Below are 21,340 nucleotides of genomic sequence, written 5' to 3' on the forward strand. Positions count from 1 at the left end.
TGAGGAGAGACGCCCCGCGATGAAGTGGAGCGAGACGGTCGTCGACTATTATCCGGTGAACCCGCGGTCCCGATACGGCCACGGCCTGCCGACGCACCGCGCGATGGCGGAGCGGCTGACGGCCCAGCGGCCCGTCTTCGCGAAGGTTCTGCACGAGATCGAGGCGGCACGGACCGTCCTGCACGCCCTGCCGCACGAGGCGGATCCGACAGACCCGACGCGCCCCTACTGGAAGAACGTCTGGTTCACGGCCCTCGATGCCGCCGCCCTGGTGGGCCTCTTGCTCGCGCGCGCGCCGCGCCGGTATCTCGAGATCGGATCGGGCTTTTCCACCAAATTCGCCAACTACGCGAAGGTGGCGGGCGGTCTCGACACCGAGATCATGTCGATCGACCCGCGCCCGCGCGCCGAGATCGACGCGCTGTGCAAGCATATCGTCCGCAAGCCGCTCGAGGATTGCGACCAGTCCGTCTTCGACGAACTCGAGGCGGGCGACATCCTCTTCTACGATGGTTCGCACCGGGTCTTCACCAACAGCGACGTCACGGTCTTCTTCCTCGAGATCCTGCCGCGCCTCAAACCCGGCGTGCTGGTGCACATCCACGACATCTTCCTGCCGGACGACTATCCGCCGAGCTGGGGAAAGCGGCTGTACTCCGAGCAGTACATGCTGGCGCCGCTCCTCATGACGACGCATGACCTCTTCGAGGTCACCATGCCGGCCTATTTCGTCAGCCGGGACGAGGAACTGGGACCCCGCGTGCGGGCCCTGTTCCGGGCGCCGCCGGGCGGCAAGGACATTCCCTTCGTCTATCCCAATGGCACCAATTGTCCCGGCGCGTCGTTCTGGCTGACGGTCGGGACGCGGGAGCCGGCGACGCAGCGTTTCGCGCTGCCGCCACCGGAGATCGGCGGCACGGCGCAGCCACAGGTCGCACCGATGCCATCGCTCGATGTCATCTCGCGACGGATGCGCGATCTGAAGCCGAGGACGATCCTGGACGTCGGCGCCAATGCCGGCGTTTCGACGCAGCAGTTGCGGATGCATTTCCGCGACGCCGACATCCTCGCCTTCGAGCCTGTGCCGGGTTCCTTCGAGACGCTCCGCGAGACGGCGGGCAGCCTGAAGCGGACCGAGCTGCTGCCGATGGCCCTTGGCCGGCAGACCGGCACGGCCCTGATCCAGGCGCGGCCCGGCCATCCGATGAATCGCTTTCTCCGCAAGGGCGAGCCGATCGCTCAGGCGATCGAAGTGCCGGTGACCACCGGCACCGCCTTCTGTCGCGAGCGCGGCATCGAGACGATCGACTTCCTGAACATCGACACGGTCCAGGACGACCGCGAGGTCCTGGCCGGCTTCGAGGAGATGCTGGCCCGGCGGGCCATCCGGGTCGTCCAGATCCGGGCCGGGCTGAGCCCGGACAACGACCGGCACCTCCCGCTGTCCGGGCTTCTGTCGCATTTCGGCCGGCACGGTTACCTGCTGCTGAACCTCTTCGACGAGTTGCGGCGGAATCATCGGCTCCCGGCGGAGCGGCAACAGCTCACCGGCATGTGGGCCGCGACGGCCGTTTTCGTTGCGGAGGACCCTGCCTCCTTCGTCGCGCCTTCGGCGCCGGCGGGCTCACGCTAACGATGTCCATCACGCCCCGCCCCGCGAGCCGCACCGGCCTTGCGGCGCCATCTTGGGACCGTCCGGCATGACCGCGCCGCCGCCCTCTTCCGCCGACATCTTTGCTGAAGTCGAGGCCAATCAGACACGCCTGGCGGATATCCTTCTGGGGGTGGGCAACGAGGCGCATGCCGGCTCCGTCCTCGCCCGGGCCGAGGCTTCGCGTGCCCGGCTGGCACGGCTGATCGGTCGCGGTGAGCTCACGATCTGCGGTGGGCTGCTGCCGGCGCCGGACATCGCCCGTGAGCTCGGCGTCGAGAAGGTGTCCGTCGTCGGCTTCGAGCAGGTCGTCGCCGGCAGGGCACGCTGCGATCTCCTGCTCGCGAACCACCACCCCTTCTTTCAAAGCGATGCCAACAGGGCGGCGCTGGCGCGCCTGGCCGCGGACCCGGACTTCGTGTCCGCGATACAGCTCCGCGACCATCATCATCTGTATCGCCGCAACCTCGAACTCGCCGCCGTCGCCGACTTCATCTTTCCCGGCCATCAGTACAAGCACGAGTACCTGCGCGCCGCGAACATGAACGTGCTCGCGGTGATTCCGATGTGTTGCGGGCAGTGGCCGGAGCCGCTGATGGCGCGGATGTTCCAGGACACTGTCGATGCGCCGCGCTCCGATGCGCTGTACGGCGGCTACGGCTTCTACCCCCGCTACCGCGCCCGGACCGAGTTCATCGATCGGCTCGGCGAGGAGATCCCCGGCAGCCGCGTCATCCAGTGGCGGCCTGGCATGGAAGGTTCGTACCAGGCCTTGGATCGCGAAGCGCGCTTCCGAGACTGGCTCGGGCACAAGGTGTCCGTGGTGGTGAACACCGACTTCTGCATCCCGAACCGGATCTTCGATGCCCTGGCGGCAGGCCAGATTCCGCTGGTGCCCTTTGGCCTGTCACAACTCGAAGCCGTGATCCCAGCGGAGATGCAAGCGCACCTGCCGATCATCCGCTACGGCGATTTCGACATCGCGTCCGTGCGACGCGCCTACGCCGTTGCGATCGAACGCTTCGATCGGGAAGGTCGCGACGGGATGATCCGCCGGCACGGGTATGCGCTGCGCTTCCACACCTTCGCGGATCGTGCGCGACGCATGCTGCGGGAACTGCGGCGCGTCGGCACGTCCTAACGGAACCGGCGCCGCTTACGGCGCGAGCACAATCACCTTGGGCTGGCTCGGCACGATCCGCACGCCGGGCACGTTCGTGCTGTTCTGGATCGTGCTGGACGTCAGCCGCGTCGCCGGCGCGCCGACAATCAGCGTCTTGAAGGACGCCGTGAGATGGCGAGACGGCCCCATGACGGTGCCGGACGCCACGCCCGTCGCGAGGCCGGCGTTGTCGCCATTGGTCAGCGGCGTCGTGGTCGCGAGGTTATGCGCCGGCATCGCCATGACCAGCACCTTCACCTGGCTCGGAACCGCGGTCGGGCCCATGGCGATGTTCGGATAGGGAATGGGCACCGGCGCCGGCGCGGCGGGCGTGAGGCAGACATCGGGAAAACCCATGTCCATGCCCATCATCTGCGTATTCATGAACATGCGTCGGTCCTCCGCCGCGTTGGCCTCGACTAGCCGAGGTGGATCTGCCCGCCATCCACCTTCACGAGCGTCGCCGCGGTCACGATTGTGGTTTCACCATTCGCGTGGAAGGTGCCGTTCGCCCGCAGGTCAATCTGACCCGCCCGCACATGATCGCTCTCTTCGGAAATCCGAAGGCTGCGCTTCGTCCGCGTCAGGATCCGGTCGACGACGGTCTCGACGGTCCGGCCGATCGTCCGGACGCGGCCGATATGGGACATGGCGCTGCGCCCGATGAGGACGAGGTCATCGAGCAGGAAGCGGCCACTGCCTGCCTTGACCGAGACGGCATCCGCCTCGATGACGATCTCCTCCCGAGCTGCGATGTCGACCCCCTTGCCGGCAGCAAGGCGAAGCTGGCCATCGCGGGCGCGGATCTCGACATCGCCCTCGATGCTGAGGCGTGCCGGGCCCTCACCCGCGCGGTCAAGAACCGCAAGGACATAGCAGCGCGCGAGGTCACCGCCGATCAGGACCGTGTCGCCTGGCGCCGGTTCCAGGAGGCAACTGGCGGCCCGCCGCGCCATGATGCGCCGGGCGCCAGCCTGCACCATCATCGATCCGCCTTCGTGGCTCACGACCTCTGCGATCTCGCCGAAACCGAGCCGTGTCGGATGTTCAGGGATTGCGTTCACGCGCGGTACTCCATCTCCTGCGCCCGGCGCCTGCCGAACGTGGTCCTGTCTGTGGCGGCCGTCACCGAGGCGCCTCCGGCTGGACCGGCCAGCGAGCATGCCAGTCCTCGGCCGTGGCGCGGTCCGCGTCCGGTCGAAGCGCTGCGCGGCGGCTCGGCACCTGGGCCCCTTCCTCGGCAGCCCTGTGGAAATTCGTCCGGAACACCGTCGCGCCGGACAGGTCTGCGCCGTCCAGGATCGCGTGACTGAGGTCCGCATAGGTGAGATCGCTATTCACCAGGCGGGCTTCCTGCGCCTTCAGCTCGGTCCCGATGGCTTGATACAAGCGTGCGCCGGTGAAATCCGCGCGGGTGAGGTCCGCCCCGATCATGATCGCGTTCGAGAAGTTGGTGCCGCGCGCGCTGGCCCCTGCGAAGCGCGCGCCCTGGCAAACCGTCTGGGTGAAGTTGGCGCCGTCGAGCCGTGCCCGGTCCAGGACGGCCCCCCCGAACCCCGCCCCCGACACGTCCGCCCCCTGCAGGTCGCATCCGGTCAGATCGGCCTCGGCAAACTGGCACATCGGGAAGGCCTGCCGCGCGAAGCTCCGCCCGGCAAAGATCGACTTGCTCATCACGGTCCGGAGAAACCTGGCGCCTTCCAATGCCGTCTGGCGCAGGTCGGTTTCCATCATGACGGCGGATTCCAGATTCGCGCCGCGCAGGTCCGTCCCCATCATCGAGGCCTTGAGCAGCAGGCATCGTTCCAGGTTGGCCGAGCGGAGATTCGCGCCGTCCAGCTTCGGTTCGGTCAGGATCCCGAGGTTGAGGTCCACACCCTCCAGGTCCGCCTGAGTCAGATCGGCCTTGTTCGTCTGAATGGTCGCCATCCGCGCACCACGGGCCCGAACACCCTTCAGCGAACATCCGTCGAAGATCGTCTTGTGGAACTCCGCCCCTTCGAACATGGCGCCGTCGAAGGTGCATCCGAAGAACACGCCCTCATTGAAGGATGCACCGGTGAAGTTGGCCCCGGTGAAATCCACGCCCTCCATGACGGCACCGCCGAGGTTCGCCCCGCGGTAGGCTCCGCCGGCGAGCGAGACATGCACAAGGGTCTCGCCCTCGTGGATCCGACGCTCGAGTTCCGCCTTGTTCATGTGATCCGCCGCGGGCGCAGCCGCATGCGCACCTGGAACATGCCTTGATGCTTCGTCGTGCCGTCGGTCCGGACGCGAGCGAGGTCCGCCTCGTAGAAGCTCGCCTCCGTGAGATCCGCACCGCGCAGGTCGGCCCGCGCCATCAGCGCCTGCATGAAGTCGCTGCGGGCGAGGATCGCATCGCGAAGATCCGTGACAACGAACCGAGCGCGACGCGCACGGACATGCAGGAGTCTGGAGCCAGCGAGCTTCGCATCGGACAGATCCGCGTCGTCGAGGATCGCATCCGTGAAATCGCATCCCTGCGCCGCGACCTCGCGGAGGTTGGCCTCCGCCAGGTTCGTCCGCACGAAACGACACCCATCGAGACGGCATCCTTCCACGAAGCGGACCTTGCGCATGTCCGCGCCCGTGCAATCCATGCTCGCCGCCTCGCACTTCAGGAACACCGATTCCACGAGACGCGCCGACGCGAAATTCGCACCGTCCAACGGTGTTTCGAGGAAGAGCGTTCGCTGGATCTCCGCACCGGAGGCGCTGAGACCGGTCAAGTTCGTATTGATGAACTGCACATCATTCAGGACGGCGCCGGCGAGGTCGGTGTCCGTCAGCATCGTCTCGGTCAGGCGCGCCCCTTCGAGGGTCGCACCGCGGAGCGAAGCGCCGGACAGGTTCGCATGATCGAGAATCGCGCCGCCGAGCACCGCGCGCCGCAGCGAAGCGCCCGAGAGATCCGCGCGCCCCAGGTTCGCCCCCGCGAGGTCCGCGCCGTCGAGCCGCGCCTGAGCGAGGCGGGCATGGGCGAGGACCGCGCGGCCCAGCCGCGCGCCCGTAAGGTTGGCCCCCGTCAGATCGGCACCGTCGAACCAGGCCTCCGACAGATCGCGGCCCGACAGGTCGACACCACGAAGATCCACGCCGCAGAAGTTGCCCCGCGGCCAATCTCTCTGCGAGGCTAGGTTGGCCGCGATCTCCTGTTGCCGGAATGCGGCCACGCGTGGCGCCGGATCCTGCTCCTGCGCCGTCTGCTGGTACGCGTCGCGCAATTGCTGCTCGGCATCCTGCCACAGCGACTGCATCGCGCGATCGTTCAGGATGTTCTGCACATCGGCGTCGTCTGCGCCCGCCGCACGCATCTGCGCGGCGAGCAGCTCCAACTCCATGCGCTTGCCCGCGGCGGTGAAGGTCGGCGGTCCCGCGGGCTTCTGGGCCCGCTCCTCCTGGAGCTTCTCATACGTCATCTCGGGCCCGGTCAGGAGATCCTCGAGCTCGCGGTCGCGCTCGGCACGCCACGCCGTATGCTCCGCCTTCTGGCGTTCGCCTTCGGCCAGGATGCGGTCGATGTGGGCGGGCAACTCGTCCAGCGTCGGGGTCCGCTCCTCGGGCTCGAGACGCTTGGGGCCATGCTCATCCGGATCGAGGCCATAGGAAGCGACCATCGCCCGCCTCTCGGCCGTTTCCTTCTCGAGGCGGCGACGGCCGTTCGCGTAAGCCAGGCCTTCCGTCGCATGGAGTGCCATTTCGGCTTCCATGGTCGGGTCGGGAACGAGGAGTTCCTGCGGCACCAGATCGGCATCGCGCAGCGCGGCAACCGCGCCGGTATTGGGATCGAGGCGCCGGCGCATCACGTCCTCGAAATGCGACACCGGGCGGCTCGTGCCGTTCGTCTCGGCCCCGATCATCGCGACCTCGATGTCGCGGCCATCCTCCTCCTCGATGGGCGTCTCAGCGTGATGCACGAGCACGAGGCGCATCCGATGGGGGAAGAACCAGACGGTGGTCAGCGCGAGCGGGATGTCCTCGAGCGCGTCGCGACCCCGTCGCCGCAACAGCAGGCGGGGACGGATGCCCGGAAGGCGGCCTGTCAGGACCGGCTGCTCCGGATGCATGTTCTCCAGCGCATACTCCTCGTCGCCAGACAGGAACGCCGGAAACTGCTGGTCCTCCGGGGCGGCGTTGAAGATCCGCCAGTCCATGTCGCGCGCGAAGCCGGGGAAATCGTCCCGCAACCAGCGATCGTCATGCGTGCCGGCAAAACGTGCGCGTTGCGGCCAGGCGATGTCCATCGCACCAAAGCCGGCCGGGCGTTGCTGGCGATACTCAGGCGCGACGGATGGATCCTCGATATTGGCGAAGGGAATCCGCGGCCCTGCAGGCGTGGCAACGGGCGAGCGCCCACGCCCGAGCGGATTCTCCGCCACGCCGGGACCGCCGGCCGCGCGGGTCCAGTCGAGCGGCATCCGGGTGAAAGGCTCGGGCTCACGAGACCCGTCGGCATCGCGGAAGCGATCGCCGACGACAAGCAGCGACTTGCTCCGCTGCCCCAGGCGCGCCGATACCCGCAGCGCGCGGACGGGCGTGCCGCCGGGGGCGAAGGCATGACCTGCGACAAGGAACTCGGCACGACGCTTCGCCATCGCGATGTCGAGCGGCTGATCGGGTGGCAGTTCCTCGGCCACCATCTTCCACATCGCCGGATCCGCGAAGAGCGCGCGCTCGGTCCCGAGGGGCACGAAACTGAGCACCGCCGCGCCGAGCCGGAACTGGCGCATGAACTCGAAAGGCCGCGTGAGGAATCCCAGGGCCATGGGCTTCATGACGCGCATCAGGGCAGGTCCCGCGCGGTCGTCATGGCATGAGCGCCACACGCGGCGGCGGGCCCGGCTGGTAGCGCACGGACAGCGACTGCCCCGGCATGAAGCGGGGCAGATCGGCAGTGCCCACGACGCGAACGACCTCCGCCGTGAAGGACAGCCCCGATCCCGGCGTGACGTCGAGACGGATTCGCATCTCCGGCATGTTGTTGAAGAAGTTGCCCGTCTGCTCGAGCCCGAGCACGCGGGCCTCGGCCGGCAAGCCGTCGGACAGCACCTGGCGATCCCGGAAATCGCGGATGATGCCGCCCCCATAGGCGAATGCGACGGTCGCCAGGGCGATCGCCCCGAAGAACGCTATGACGATGGCGTTGTCGCTCATCCGGTTCGGCCGTGCCGGCATCAATTGACAAGGAAGACGCCGATGAAGTGACAGTTCAGGGCCGCCTGCCGGATGGCGTTGCCTGCCGTCTTGATCTCCGTGGGGCTGTTCTTGAAGACCGTGGCGGACATGTCCACCTTCGACTTCACGAAGTCCACCTTGTTGTTGATCACCGACATCGCGAGGATGCCCACCATATCGGTCTTGTTGGCCACGATCGAAAGCTTCGCGCCGAAGGCATCCGCCGTGAAGCCGCCGGTCTTGTCGAAGAAGCTGTCGACTGTCTTCGTGCCCGCCGGCGCCACGAGGGTCCAGCCGCCGGCGGCGGTGAAGGTGACGGGACCGGCACAGGTGATCGACATCGGTCCGGTGACAGTCTGGGTATAACTCCCCGTCACCGTCTGGGAGACGGTGCCGGTGATCGTCTCGCTCATCTGGGACATGATGGTGCGCGTTTCGCCGGCCATCATCTTTTCGGTGACGGCGCCCATGACCTGCCGCGTCTCGGTCCCCATGATCTTCTCGTCGAAGCTGCCGGTGACCTCGGTCTTCTTGTTCCCACCAATCTTGGTCGTCTCGTTGACATCGATGTTCGTCGTGCGGTTGACCTTGACGTGTCGCGTCTCGTTGTTCTCGACGACGGAATCGAGATCCTTCTGGGCGTGAACAAAGATCTGCTCGCTGCCGCCCTTGTCCTCGAAGCGCAGTTCGTTCGACCCGCTTGCGCCGACCGAGTTGGTCTTGATGCCGTACTGCGTCTTGTTCGCCGGCAGCGTATAGGGCGGCATGTTGTTGGAGTTGTAGAGCCGCCCGGTGATCAGCGGCCGGTCCGGGTCGCCCTCGAGGAAATCGACCACCACCTCCTCCCCCACGCGGGGGATGTGGATCTGGCCGAAGCCCGCGCCAGCCCATCCCTGGGAGACACGCACCCACACCGACGCGCTCGCGTCCCGATCCCAATGGAACTGGACCTTCACGCGGGCGTACTTGTCGGTATCGATGTCGCCCGATCCGACGACGAGCGCGGTCTGCGGGCCGTGCACATAAGGCCGGGGCGCGCGGACCTCCGGGCGGAACTGGACGGTCTGGGGAATGCAGGTGAACTCGTTCTCGTAGTACGGCTCCTGCGGCTGGCGATCCCCCCACATCTTGTCGGTCCAATGGCTGTAGTCCGCGGCGCGGTGGTGGACCGAGGTGATCAGCACCTCGGGTTCCGTCAGCCCCTCGGCCGAGAGCTTGAGGCGCCGGCCGGGATCGAGGAGCGAGATGTCGCTGGCGCCACGCCGCCGGTGGTACTTCGCCTCCTCGCGTTCGATGGCGACGGTCGTCAGCCCGGACCCGGTCGTCAGGAGGCCGATGTCATCCGGCGACTTCCACTTTTCGCCATAGGCGCCGGGGTAGTCGTAGACCTCGTATTCCGTGGACATCCCGGCCGAGGACAGTTTGGTCGGCTGGGTGTTGGTCTGGCTTGCGACGCCGAGGTAGTCGAAGTCCCGGGTCACCCATTGCCCCGTCTGCACGGAGAAGTCCTCGTCGAAGCGCCAGACGCTACCACGGCTGCGATGCCCATGCAGCGGCACGGGGTCCAGCGACCAGGCAGGGCAGGACGCATTCAGGTCCACGACCTTCAGGTTCGTCGCGCCGTCCGTGTGCTCATGGAAGTAGAAGAGGCCCTCCTTCTCCATGAGCCGCGACAGGAAGTCGAGCGCGTTCTCGCGGTACTGGACGCACAGGTCCAGGTTGGTCATGCCGCGGGAATTGGCATTCACCTGGGGCGACATGCCGAACTGGTTGGCGACTTCCTGGATGATGTCGAGCGTCGTCTTGCTCTGGAAGATCTTGACGTTCGCGGAGCGCGACAGGAACCAGATCTTCGGCACGACCTCGGCCTGCCATTCGGTCATGCCGCCGACGTTGAAGAATCCCCGCGAAAGCCGCCGGATGTAGCCCCGGAACTTGCGGCGCTCGACGCCAACCGTCGGCGCATCCGCGTCAGGCGGCATGCCGAATTCCAGGGTCACCTCGGTGCCGAGCAGTGCCTGCACGGATGCCACCGGCTCCTCGGTCGCCATGCGGATCTTGAAGAGGAAGGGCTGCGAGATCTCATCGCGCCCTTCGAGTTCGGTCAGCAGGACCTTGTCCCGACCCAGTTCGGTCGTGATGGCGAGGATGCGCCGCGTTTGATCAAAGGCCATTGTGCTGACATCCACGGCATCTGCGGGTCCATCCTGACAGGATTCGCCGCGCGTTGATGGGTCGGTGGCGGATAATTGTCCGGCAGCAAGGGCGCAGGCAAGCCGCTTGCCCGTGCGGGCGCCGTCCACGCTGAAGCGTTTCAGCCAGGGAGTTCCCTCGGTGCCAGGACTGAAGGCATCGGGGGGCATAAGGAACGCGGCGGCACGGTGTGATCTCCGGCACAACGGCGTGGCCCACCTGCGCACCCTGCGCGTCGATACCGATGCCGCTCATGCCCACCAGGCAAAGTCGGGGCTGGAAGGCGCTGGCATCCATGTGGCCGCCGTGCCGGTCCGACACCACGGATCTGACGCGCCTCCTGCGGGAATTCTGAGGCGGACGTGATCGTCTGCGGCACGGCGATGCCGACCGGATCTCGGCGGCGTTCGCGGCCGATGTCGTCGATAACCTGGCCCCACTCGCGTCGGCCCGGCACTCGAGGTCGCGATCAGCCGCTTCGGTGCCTTCCAGGCCCTACGGGCCGAACGTGACGCGGCGGGCGATTCCCTCGCCGAGCGGACGGTGACGGAGCGCGCGAGAGGCGCACTGACGCCGCGGCGCCGGCTGTCCGAGCCGGAGGCCTGATGCGGCGATGGGCGATGGATCCCGGACTGAAGATCGCGGCCATCGCGGAGCAAGTGCCGTCGGAAACGTAGGCACGCCGCCTCGCAGAGCAGCACCTTCCGTCCCACGCCGACATGTGGCCTGCTCCTTATGTGCGATTCCGCTTCGTCGCGCTGCGCCGCCGCGTGTGGCGCGCAGTGGTAACACCTTCGTCATCTCCCCAGCATTCGGCGCCGCGGTCGGTCCGTTCGGCCGGCCGCGCGATCCGCGCCGTCTTGCCGCCCAGCGCGCCCGGGCCGCCGTCCCGACGGCAGCGGTCATCGAGGCGTCGCTGTGGCTCGAGGATCCAGCCGCCGGCAGCTTCCGCGCCGCGGATCTGGCGGGCGGGACGCTGGCAGGCACGCCCCCCCTCGCGCCGGAGGCCTGCCCACCACCGCTCGCTTGGCTGTCCGCCCTGATGTCCTCCGGTGGCTGGCACCGTCGGATCGGGCAGCCGGCGGGGCGCGGGAGGCGACGACGCCAGCCGGCTGGCGTCGGGTGCGCCGGCGCAGGCCATCATCGGGAAGGTGGTCGCGCCCGGGGGAAGGCGGCGCAGCGGCGCTACGCCCAAGTCGCCTAGACGTGCGGGACGCCTTCCGCCGGACCCGAGAAGCGCCGCAGCGGCCGGCGCCGTGTCGTCGCGAGGCGCTCCAGCGCCAGGTAGACGACCGGCGTCGTGTACAGCGTCATGACCTGCGACACGATCATGCCGCCGATGATCGTGATGCCGAGCGGCGTACGAAGCTCCGCGCCGGCGCCGGTTGCGAAGGCCAGCGGCACAGCGCCGAACAACGCGGCGAGGGTCGTCATCAGGATTGGCCGGAAGCGCTCCCGGCAGGCCTCGAGGATCGCGGTCATGCCACCCTGCCCGCCTTCGCGCTCATGCTCCAGGGCGAAGTCCACCATCATGATCGCGTTCTTCTTCACGATGCCCATCAGGAGGATCACGCCGATCAGCGCGATGAGCGTGAAGGACAGCCCAGTCGCGAGCAACGCCAGCAGCGCCCCGATCCCGGCCGTCGGCAGGGTGGAGATGATCGTCAGCGGATGGATCAGGCTTTCGTAGAGCACGCCGAGCACGATGTAGATCGCCACCACCGCGGCCAGGATCAGCAGCGGCAGGCCTGACTGGAAGTTCTGGAAGGCGCGGGCGTTGCCGGCGAACTCGCCGCGGATCGTCGCCGGCATCTGGATGTCGAGCGCCGCGCGTTCGATCGCCGCGGCGGCCTCCCCCAGCGAAACACCGGGCGCTAGATTGAAGGTGATGGTGGCCGCCGGGAACATCCCCTGATGGGTGATCTGGCGCGGAGAGATCGTCCGCTCGAGCCGCGCGACGGCGCCGAGCGGGACAGGCCCGTCTCGGCCGGCGAGGAAGATCCGGTCGAGATCCTCGGGCCGCTCCGTCAGTTGCGGATCGATCTCCATCACCACGCGGTACTGGTTCCGCAGGCGGTAGATGGTCGAGACCTGTCGTTGCGCGAAAGCGTTGTTCAGCGCCGCATCCAGCGCCTGGACGGAGATGCCGAGCCTGGCCGCCGCATCCCGATCGATGACGAGGCGCGAGACAAGCCCCGTGCGCTGCTGGTCGCTCGAGACGTCCTCGACCTGCGGCACCGTGCGGAGTTGCTGCACGAGGCGCTCACTCCAGGTGAAAAGGTCGTCGAGATCCGGTGTCAGCAGCACATACTGGTAGGACGCGTTGCCCTGCCGTCCGCCGACGACGATATCCGAGACGGGACGCATGAAGACCTGCACGCCCGTCACCGCGGCAAGCGGCCGGCGAAGGCGGTTGATGACGTCATTGGCGGTGATCCCGGGGCGTCGGGCCTGCGGTATCAGCGTCAGCTGCAGCCGCACCGAAGCAGAGGAACCGAAGAAGCCCCCGCCGCCGACGGCGGCCGACACGTTTTCCACGGCGGGGTCGGCGCGGATCACCTCCATCACCCGCTGCTGGTAGGCGGTCATCTGCTGGAAGGAGGTATCTGGCTGGGCCTGGGCCGCCCCGAAGATCAACCCGCTGTCCTGGTCCGGGAAGAACCCCTTGGGCACCGCCGTGTAGAGCCAGACCGTCAGCCCGACGAGCCCGAGCGTCAGCGCCAGCATGGTCCGTCGCCAGCGCAGCGCGACCGTCAGGCTGCGGATGTACGCGTCGATCAGGCGGCTCATCCCGGCCTCGAAGACACGGCCGAAGCGGCCCGGCTTGCGCGGTTCGCGGCTCGCGAGATGGGCGGCCGCCATCGGCGTGACGGTCAGGGATATCAGCGCCGAGATGGCCACCGCGATCGACAGTGTCGCAGCGAATTCCCGCAGCATCCGCCCGACCAATCCGCCCATGAACAGCAGGGGGATGAACACGGCCACCAGCGACAGGCTGATCGAGACGACGGTGAAGCCGATCTGCTTCGCACCCTCGAGCGCCGCCTGCATGGGTTTCAGGCCGCGTTCGGTGTAGCGCGCCATGTTCTCGATCATGACGATGGCGTCGTCGACCACGAAGCCAACCGAAATGGTCAAGGCCATGAGCGTGAAGTTGTTGAGCGAGAAGCCGGCCAGCCACATGCAGCCGATGGTGCCGAGCAACGACAGCGGCACCGCGATGCTGGCGGCGAAGATCGCCGACTTGCTGCGCAGGAAGGCCGCGACGACCATCACGACCAGCGCGATGGAAATCAGCAGCGTGTGCTCGACCTCCTTCACGCTGGCACGGATGGTCTGCGACCGGTCGCGCATGATCGCGACATCGATGCCGGCCGGCATCCAGCGCTGGAGCTCCGGCAGCAGGGCGCGGATGCCGTCCACCACCTCCAGCACGTTGGCGTCGGCCTGCTTGTAGATGGTGACGATGACCGCCGGGCGCCCGTTGTAGAGACCCGCCTGCCGCCGGTCGCGCGCGCCCTGTTCGACGCGCGCGATGCCGTCCAGGCGCACCAGGGCGTCGCCGGCGCGGCGGACGATGACGGCGCCGAATTCGCCGGGCGTGGTCAGCCGGTCGTTGACCGAGATCGTCGCCGCTTGGTCCGGTCCGTCGATCAGGCCGGTCGCCTGGGTCACGTTGGCGGCGGTGATGGCGCTGCGGATCTGATCGAGCGACACGCCCGCCGACGCGGCTGCTGCCGGGTCGACCGCGACGCGGATCGCGGGCTGCTCGGCACCGGCCAGGCTAACCTGCGCCGTGCCCGGCACTTGCGCGATGCGCGGCGCGAGGATGCTGTCCGCCGCGTCGTAGATCACGCCAGGTGCCACGGTGTGCGACGTCAGCGCCAGGATCAGCACCGGCGCATCGGCCGGGTTCAGCTTCCGGAAGGAGGGCGGCGCCGTCAGCCCCGATGGCAGGTCAGGCCCGGCGGCGTTGATCGCCGCCTGCACGTCCCGCGCGGCGGAGGCGATCGAGCGCGACAGGTCGAACTGCACGATGACGTTGGTGGTGCCGAGGCTCGAGGTCGAGGTGATCTCGGTGACGCCGGGAATCTCCCCGAGCCGCCGTTCGAGCGGCGCGGCGACGGATGACGCCATGATGGTCGGATCGGCCCCCGGCTGGCTCGCCGTCACGGCGATGGTGGGGAAATCCACCTTCGGCAGCGGCGCCACCGGCAGATCGAAATAGGCGACGATCCCCGCGAGGGCGAGCCCGATCGCCAGCAGCGAGGTGCCGATCGGCCGCGCGATGAAGGGGGCGGAGATCGCCATCGCCTATTCCGCCGGCTGCGCCCGCGCGGGGTGGACCAAGGCGACGATGCGCGCGCGCAGCTCCTCCAGCGCCAGGTAGATCACCGGCGTGGTGTAGAGCGTGATCACTTGGCTCAGCAGCAACCCGCCGATCACGGAGATACCGAGCGGCAGACGCAGCTCGCTGCCCGCGCCGTGCCCCAGAACCAGCGGGACGGCGCCGAGGATCGCCGCCATGGTCGTCATCATGATGGGCCGGAAACGCAGCAGGCAGGCCTCGGTGATCGCCTCACGCGGGGTCATGTCGTGTTCGCGCTGCGCCTCGATGGCGAAGTCGATCATCATGATCGCGTTCTTCTTGACGATGCCCATCAGCAGCACGATGCCGATCAGCCCGACGACGTTGAGGTCGAGCCCGAACAGCTGCAGCGCCAGCAGGGCACCGATCCCGGCCGAGGGCAGCGTCGAGAGGATGGTGATCGGATGGATCACGCTCTCGTAGAGCACGCCGAGAACAATGTAGATCACCACCACCGCGGCGAGGATCAGCCAGCCCTGGCCGGCCAGGGAGCGATTGAACTCCGCCGCGTCGCCGCCATAGCTGCCGACGATGGTGTCCGGCATGCCGAGGCCGCGCTCGGCCCGGGCAATGGCAGCCACCGCCTCGCTCAGCGATACGCCGGGCGCCAGGTTGAAGCTGAGCGTCACCGCCGGAAACTGGTCCTGCCGGGTGACCGTCAGCGGCCCCGACACCCGGCTGATCGCCGCCAACTCGGCCAGCGGCACCTGCGCCGTGGTGGTCGAGGTGGTGCCGTTCGTCGTCGTGCTGGTACTGCCCGTCACCCGGATCTGGCCGATGATGGCCGGGTCGCTGGCGAGCGCGGGATCGACTTCCAGCACCACGCGGTACTGGTTCGCCTGTCCGTAGATGGTGCTGATCTGCCGCTGGCCGAAGGCGTTGTAGAGCGCGTCGTCGATCGCCTGCATGGTCACGCCCAGCCGCGCCGCGCGGGCTCGGTCGACCTCGACGGACAGGCGAAGCCCGTCCTCGCGCCGGTCGGTCGCCACGTCGCGCAGTTCCGGCAGGGCACGCAGCGCATCGAGCAGCCGCGGCGCCCAGGTCGTCAGCTCGGCGGCCGAGGAGTCCATCAGCGTGTACTGATACTGCGTGCTCGATGGACGGGTGCCGATCTGGATGTCCTGCACCAGTTGCGGATAGGCGACGATGCCGGGCACCGCCGCCAGCTGCGGCGTCAGGCGGTCGATCACGGCCTGCGTATCGTCGCGCCGTTGCGCCCGCGGCCGCAGCACGACCGTCAGCCGCCCGGTGTTCGCCGCAGGATTGATCGTGCCGGCGCCGGCAACCGAGGCGACCGAGATGACCTCCGGGTCGCGCGCGATGATCTCGGAGACCTCGCGCTGCAAGGCGCTCATGCGGCGGAAGGAGACATCCTGCGGCGCCTCGGTCGTGATGGTGATGATTCCGGTGTCCTGCAGCGGCAGGAAGCCCTTGGGCATCACGACGTAGAGCCAAACGGTGCCACCGAGGGTCGCGAGCGCCAGCAGGAGCATCAGACCTTCCCGCCGCAGTGCCCAGGCGAGCGTCCGCCCGTAGCCGCGGCGCATGGCATCGAAGCCGGCCTCGAAGGCACGGTTGATGGCACGGTTGATGGCACCGGGGCGCTCCTCCTCGGCCGGCCGCAGCAGGTAGCCGCACATCATCGGCGTCAGCGTCAGGGATATCACCATCGACACCAGCACGGACACTGACAGCACGATGGCGAATTCGCGGAACAGACGCCCGACCACGCCTTCCATGAACAGCAGCGGGATGAACACCGCGATCAGGGAGACGGTCAGGGAGACGATGGTGAAGCCGATCTGACGCGCGCCCTCGAAGGCCGCTTCAAGCGGCGCCATGCCCTTCTCGACCAGACGGACGACGTTCTCGATCATCACGATGGCGTCGTCGACGATGAAGCCGGTCGCAATGACCAACGCCATCAGCGACAGGTTGTCGATGGTGAAGCCACACAGCGCCATCACACCGAAGGTGCCGAGGATCGACAGCGGCAGCGCGATGCCCGGCACGATGGTCGCCCGCAGCGTGCGCAGGAACAGGAAGATCACCAGCACCACAAGTACGACGGCAATGACGAGCGTCAGCTGCACCTCGGCAACCGAGGCGCGGATCATCTCGGTCCGATCGGCGACCACCGACAGTTGCGTGCCTGCCGGCAGGGCGCGCTCCAGCGATTGCAACTGGGCCCGAAGCGCCGCCACCGTCGCGACGATGTTCGCCCCTGGCTGACGCTGCACATCGACCAGGATCGCCGGGCGGCCATTGTACCAGGCGGCAGTCAGTGTGTTCTCGAGATCCTCCACCGCCACGCCGACATCGCGCAGCCGGACCGGCGCGTCGCCGCGCCAGGCGATGATCACGTTCTCGAAGGCCGCCGGCGTGCTGATCTGGTCGTTCGCCATCACCGCGGAGGCCTGCTGGGGCCCGTCGACCGAACCCTTCGGTCCGGCGACGTTGGCGGCGGCGATCGCCGTGCGGACGTCGTCCAGGCCGATGTTGTAGGCCGCGAGACGGCGCGGATCGACCTGCAGCCGCACCGCCGGGCGCATGTTCCCCTGGACTGCGACGCGCCCGACGCCGCCCACTTGCGCCAGCCGCTGCGCCAGAAGCGTGTCCACCGCATCCGAAAGCCGCGCAACCGGCAGCGTCTCGGAGGTGAGCGCCAGCGTCAGGATCGGCGGATCCGCCGGATTCACCTTCGCATAGATCGGCGGGTACGGGAGATTGGACGGCAGCGTGCCCCGCGCGGCGTTGATCGCTGCCTGGACGTCCTGCGCCGCGTCGTCGATGTCGCGGCCGAGGTTGAACTGCAGCGTGATGCGGCTGACACCCGGGCCACTGACGGAGACGACCTCGCTCAATCCGGAGATCTGCGCCAATTGCCGTTCCAGCGACGCCGTGACCAGCACCGCGACGGTGTCCGGCGACGCACCGGGCAACTGCGTCGTGACCTGGATCGTCGGAAAGTCGACCTCCGGCAGAGAGGAAACCGGCAAACGCAGATAGCCGTAGAGCCCGGCCAGCAGCATTGCCACCGCGAGCAGCGAGGTCGCGATGGGCCGCGCGATGAAGGGACCGGAGATGTTCATCCGTGCGCCATCACCGCGGCGGGCCGGGCGGTGCCCCCTGGGGTGGGCCACCCTGCGGCGCCTGGCGGCGGCGCTGCTGCGTCGCGCCGGTCGGCGGGCGGACCGGCTCGGCGACCTGCACCACGGCCCCCGGCGTCAGGCGAAGCGCGCCCGAGGTCACGACGCGTTCCCCCGGCCGCAACCCGCGCTGCACGACCGCCTGGGCACCCGAGATGATGCCGACCGTCACCGGCCGCTGCTCCACCGTGTTCTCCGCCGTGACGACGAAGGCGTAGGCGCCGTCCGGGCCTCGCTGGACGGCCACCAGCGGGATCGCGGTCACGTCGCGCAGCATCGCGACCTGCAGGCGGATATTCACGAAGGCGCCGGGCCAGAGCCGCTGGTCCTCGTTCGGGAAGGTCGCCTTGAGCCGGATCGTGCCGGTCGCGGCATCCACCTGGTTGTCGACCGTGACCAGCGTGCCGACCGGATTGGCCGGCGCCGGGGTCCCTTCGGGGCGCGGAATCGCGGGGTCAGGCAAACGGGCTTCCACGGGCACGGCGCCGGCCGCGATCGCCTGCATCACCTGCGGCAATGCCTGCTGCGGCAGGGTGAAGGTCACGCTGATCGGGCGGATCTGGGTGATGGTGACAATGCCGCTGGAACTGCTCTGCACCAGGTTGCCATTATCGACCTGGCGCAGGCCGACGCGGCCGTCGATCGGCGACCGGATGACCGTGTAGTCGAGCTGCACCTGCGCATTGTCGATCGTCGCCTGATCGAACTGCACCTGCGCCTCGAGCTGCGCGACCGCGGCGCGTTGCGTGTCGAGCGTCTGTTGCGAGGTGCCGCTGATCCGCATCAGCTGCTGGTAGCGCTGCAGATCAAGCCGCGCATTCGCGAGCTGCGCCTCCCGCTGCGCCTTGGTCGCGATCGCCTGGTCGAGCGTCGCCTGGAAGGCGCGGGGATCGAGGCGCACCAGCACGTCCCCGGCCCGCACCTCCTGGCCCTCGGTGAAGGCAATTTCGGTGATGCGCCCTGTGACCTGCGGCACGACCGTGATGGTGTTGAAGGCCTGTACGGTGCCCAAGGCGTCGAGGACGATCGGCACGTCGGCGACCAGCGCCTCCGCAGCGCTGACCGGGATGGCGATCCGCCCCCGGGGTCCGCCGCTGGGGCCAAAGCCGGCCGGCGGCGTTGTGCTCGCCGCGGGTTGCGGCTGCGGCAGGAACGGGAGCCAGCCTTGGCGCCACGCATACCAGCCGCCGCCGGCCATCAGCGCCAGCAGGAACACCCAGGGCGAGACCCGGCGACGTCGCGGCGGGCTCTCCGTCTCCACCGCCATGGGCGATTGCGGACGTGGCGGGCGGGGCAGGTCGTTCATGGCGTCGTCCCGGCCAGGGCCTGGCGCACGCTGCCGGCCGTCCAGCCGCCGCCCAGCGCGGTGAACAGCGCGGCAGCGGCCTGCAGCCGCGCCGTCTGCGCCTGGACCAGCGCCAGGCGGGCGTTGAAGAGAGTCGTCTGGGTGATCAGCACGGTGAGCAGGTCGATGGTTCCGGCACGGAACTGCGCTTCCGACACATCATAGGCGCGTTGGGCCGCTTCCGCCCGTGCTGTCTGAAGGGTCACAAGTTCCGTGCTGCGCTGCAGCGCGGACAGGCTGGTCTCCGTATCCTGCAAGGCGGCAACGATGGCCTGGCGGTAGTTCGCGAGAAGCTCCAGGCGCCGGGCCCTGGTCTGTTCGAGCTGCGCGCGCAGGGCACCACCGTCGAACAGGGTCTGCGTCAGGCTGGCCGCGATGCCGTAGATGGTCGCGCCGGGGCGCAGCAGAGTCTGGAGCGCGATGCTTTGCAGCCCGCCTTCGGCCGTCAGGGCGATGGTCGGAAACAGAGCGGCGCGAGCGGCGGTGACGTCCGCGCTCGCCGCCGCGAGATTCGCTTCGGCCAGCCTGACGTCCGGGCGGCGGGCGAGGACTTCGGACGGCAGGCCGGGCGCGACCTCCGGCACGTGGACGGAGGCGAGGCGCTGTCCCGCGATCGTGACCTCGGCGGGCGTCAACCCTGCCAGCGCCGCCAATGCGAAGGTATTGGCCTCGATCGCCTGGCGCAGCGGCGGCACCTGGGCGCGCTGCTGGGCGACGACGGTCTCCTGCTGCGCAACGTCAAGGCCGGTCGCCGTGCCGACGACGAGGCGCTGGCGCAGAATGGTCAGCGTCCGTTCGGCGATGCGCAGGTTATCCTGCTGGATTGCCAGCTGTTCCTGTGCGCCGAGCAGGTCGAACAGCGCCGTGGCGACGGCGGACTGGGTTGCGAGGGTGACGGTGCCGACGCCGAACTCCGCGGCGACAACGCTGTCGCGTGCCGCCTGTTCCTGGGCCCGCAGACCGCCCCAGAAGTCGACCTGATAGCTGGCGCGGAGGGATCCGCCGTACTGCCGCCCCGCATTGGCCGGCGTGCCTGGCGTGGAGGATGTCCCTCGTGTCCGCGCCACGGAGCCGCTGACATCGACGAACGGCAGCAACTGCGCCCCGGCGATGCGCAGCGCGGCGTCAGCCTGCTGCAGGCGTGCCACCGCGGCGGCAAGGTCGAAGTTTCCGCCCATCGCGCCAGCCATCAACCGGTCCAGGTCAGGGGTCCGGAAGCCATTCCACCAGGCGGGATCGGGCGCCGCGGCAGGCCCGAGCGCCTGCGCGGCGCTCACGAAGCGCTCGGGCGCGCGAAGACCGGATTCGACCGGTTCGATCGGCAAGGCGCACCCGACCAGCGCGAAGGCCATCAGCATGGTCCCGGACGGCACGGGCATCCGCCGCCGCTCGGGTCGAGGTCCTGGAAAAGCCGGCATTCCGGGGCGATCTAACCGCGAGCGAGCCACATCAGGCTTCTCTTTTCGCGTGATGGAGACGGAAGCGCCAGTGACGAAGCGAAACCATGCATTGCGCCATACGCCGACGTCGCCTGGTCGAAGCGCCCCTTCATATCGCTGCGCGGCCCCGTTCCCCAGGATTGCAAATGATTAATCCGGTTGCTAGTCGCCCTGGCATCGACATCGCCCCTGAGCCGCGGCGCGGGGCCAGCAGTCCGCAGGGCATCGTCACCTTTGGTGGCCGGCCCGCCAGAACCTGAGCGAGGACATGCCGCACCCAACGGCGGAGGCGGCTCTCCCGGAGGAGTGCATGAGCATCTCGGATCGGATCCCGACCGCGAACATCGTCCTGGACCTGCAGGCGAGCAGCAAGCGGACCCTCCTGCAGGCCCTCGCCGCGGAGGCGGCGGAACGCCTTGGCCGTTCCGAATCGGAAATCCTGGCCGCACTGCAGGATCGCGAGGCGCTGGGATCGACCGCGCTCGGCCGGGGCGTCGCGCTGCCGCATGCGAGGCTTCCCGGCAATGGCCAGCCGATCGTCCTGTTCGCGCGGCTTCGGCGGGCGGTCGACTATGAGGCCCGGGACGATGAGCCGGTCGATCTCGTCGTGCTCGTCCTCTGGCCGGAAGCGGAGGCGGATGGCTTCCTTCCGGCGCTCTCCGAGACATGCCGGGCCCTGCGCGAACCGCATGCCCTGCGCCAGCTTCGGGCCGCGGCGTCCGAGGCTGAGGTGGCCTCGGTGCTGAACCGCGCGGCGGACACGACGGCCGACGAAGGGGACGACGCTTGAGACGGACGACGAGCGGCGTCGCCCCACCCCCGGTATCGCGGAACGC

13 protein-coding genes and 1 pseudogene are annotated in these 21,340 nt (G+C 68.5%); 3 read left to right on the top strand and 11 right to left on the bottom strand.

The window, feature by feature from the left end:
• Positions 1 to 19 precede the first annotated feature (19 nt).
• Together GWK16_RS05040 and GWK16_RS05045 are read left to right on the top strand one after the other, a co-directional pair.
• On the top strand, positions 20 to 1,633 hold the full coding sequence (locus GWK16_RS05040) for a class I SAM-dependent methyltransferase (protein ID WP_170052803.1): 1,614 nt from the start codon (positions 20 to 22) through the stop codon (positions 1,631 to 1,633).
• Positions 1,634 to 1,700: 67 nt separating this feature from the next.
• Positions 1,701 to 2,792 carry a CgeB family protein gene (locus GWK16_RS05045; protein WP_170052804.1) on the top strand — a complete coding sequence of 364 codons (1,092 nt, stop codon included), beginning with the start codon at positions 1,701 to 1,703 and terminating at the stop codon, positions 2,790 to 2,792.
• Between the two features lie 15 nt (positions 2,793 to 2,807).
• Here GWK16_RS05045 and GWK16_RS05050 read toward each other — a convergent pair whose 3' ends face one another.
• The 11 genes and pseudogenes from GWK16_RS05050 to GWK16_RS05095 form a co-directional block, all read right to left on the bottom strand.
• On the bottom strand, positions 2,808 to 3,203 hold the full coding sequence (locus tag GWK16_RS05050) for a DUF4150 domain-containing protein (protein WP_170052805.1): 396 nt from the start codon (positions 3,201 to 3,203) through the stop codon (positions 2,808 to 2,810).
• Positions 3,204 to 3,232: 29 nt separating this feature from the next.
• The gene (locus GWK16_RS05055; RefSeq protein ID WP_170052806.1) at positions 3,233 to 3,820 is read right to left on the bottom strand and encodes a DUF3540 domain-containing protein; all 588 of its coding nucleotides are present in this window, start codon (positions 3,818 to 3,820) and stop codon (positions 3,233 to 3,235) included.
• A 118-nt stretch (positions 3,821 to 3,938) separates the two neighbouring features.
• Positions 3,939 to 5,012: a pentapeptide repeat-containing protein gene (locus GWK16_RS05060; protein WP_170052807.1), complete on the bottom strand. Its 1,074-nt coding sequence runs from the start codon at positions 5,010 to 5,012 to the stop codon at positions 3,939 to 3,941.
• Positions 5,009 to 6,694 (bottom strand): pentapeptide repeat-containing protein, encoded by a 1,686-nt coding sequence (locus GWK16_RS25150; RefSeq protein ID WP_248291093.1) that lies wholly within the window; start codon positions 6,692 to 6,694, stop codon positions 5,009 to 5,011. Before GWK16_RS25150 ends, GWK16_RS05060 begins: the two co-directional genes overlap by 4 nt.
• A gap of 108 nt (positions 6,695 to 6,802) precedes the next feature.
• A pseudogene (locus tag GWK16_RS25840) lies at positions 6,803 to 7,618 on the bottom strand (DUF2169 family type VI secretion system accessory protein); the annotation flags it as partial.
• Positions 7,619 to 7,640: 22 nt separating this feature from the next.
• Positions 7,641 to 7,988, bottom strand: coding sequence for a hypothetical protein (locus GWK16_RS05070; RefSeq protein WP_170052809.1), 348 nt, complete (start codon positions 7,986 to 7,988; stop codon positions 7,641 to 7,643).
• 20 nt (positions 7,989 to 8,008) lie between these two features.
• Positions 8,009 to 10,183 carry a type VI secretion system Vgr family protein gene (locus GWK16_RS05075; protein ID WP_170052810.1) on the bottom strand — a complete coding sequence of 725 codons (2,175 nt, stop codon included), beginning with the start codon at positions 10,181 to 10,183 and terminating at the stop codon, positions 8,009 to 8,011.
• A gap of 1,219 nt (positions 10,184 to 11,402) precedes the next feature.
• Positions 11,403 to 14,513 (bottom strand): efflux RND transporter permease subunit, encoded by a 3,111-nt coding sequence (locus tag GWK16_RS05080; RefSeq protein ID WP_170052811.1) that lies wholly within the window; start codon positions 14,511 to 14,513, stop codon positions 11,403 to 11,405.
• Positions 14,514 to 14,516: 3 nt separating this feature from the next.
• Positions 14,517 to 17,663 (bottom strand): efflux RND transporter permease subunit, encoded by a 3,147-nt coding sequence (locus tag GWK16_RS05085; RefSeq protein ID WP_170052812.1) that lies wholly within the window; start codon positions 17,661 to 17,663, stop codon positions 14,517 to 14,519.
• 10 nt (positions 17,664 to 17,673) lie between these two features.
• Entirely contained in the window at positions 17,674 to 19,026 is a 1,353-nt protein-coding gene (locus GWK16_RS05090; protein ID WP_248291095.1) for an efflux RND transporter periplasmic adaptor subunit, read from the bottom strand.
• On the bottom strand, positions 19,023 to 20,417 hold the full coding sequence (locus GWK16_RS05095; RefSeq protein WP_248291096.1) for an efflux transporter outer membrane subunit: 1,395 nt from the start codon (positions 20,415 to 20,417) through the stop codon (positions 19,023 to 19,025). Before GWK16_RS05095 ends, GWK16_RS05090 begins: the two co-directional genes overlap by 4 nt.
• Positions 20,418 to 20,814: 397 nt before the next feature.
• On the opposite strand from GWK16_RS05095, the gene GWK16_RS05100 reads away from it, so the two are divergent.
• Entirely contained in the window at positions 20,815 to 21,294 is a 480-nt protein-coding gene (locus tag GWK16_RS05100) for a PTS sugar transporter subunit IIA (protein WP_170052813.1), read from the top strand.
• The last annotated feature ends 46 nt before the right edge of the window (positions 21,295 to 21,340 follow it).

The sequence above is a fragment of the Neoroseomonas marina genome (genome assembly GCF_012927745.1).
Taxonomy (GTDB): domain Bacteria; phylum Pseudomonadota; class Alphaproteobacteria; order Acetobacterales; family Acetobacteraceae; genus Neoroseomonas; species Neoroseomonas marina.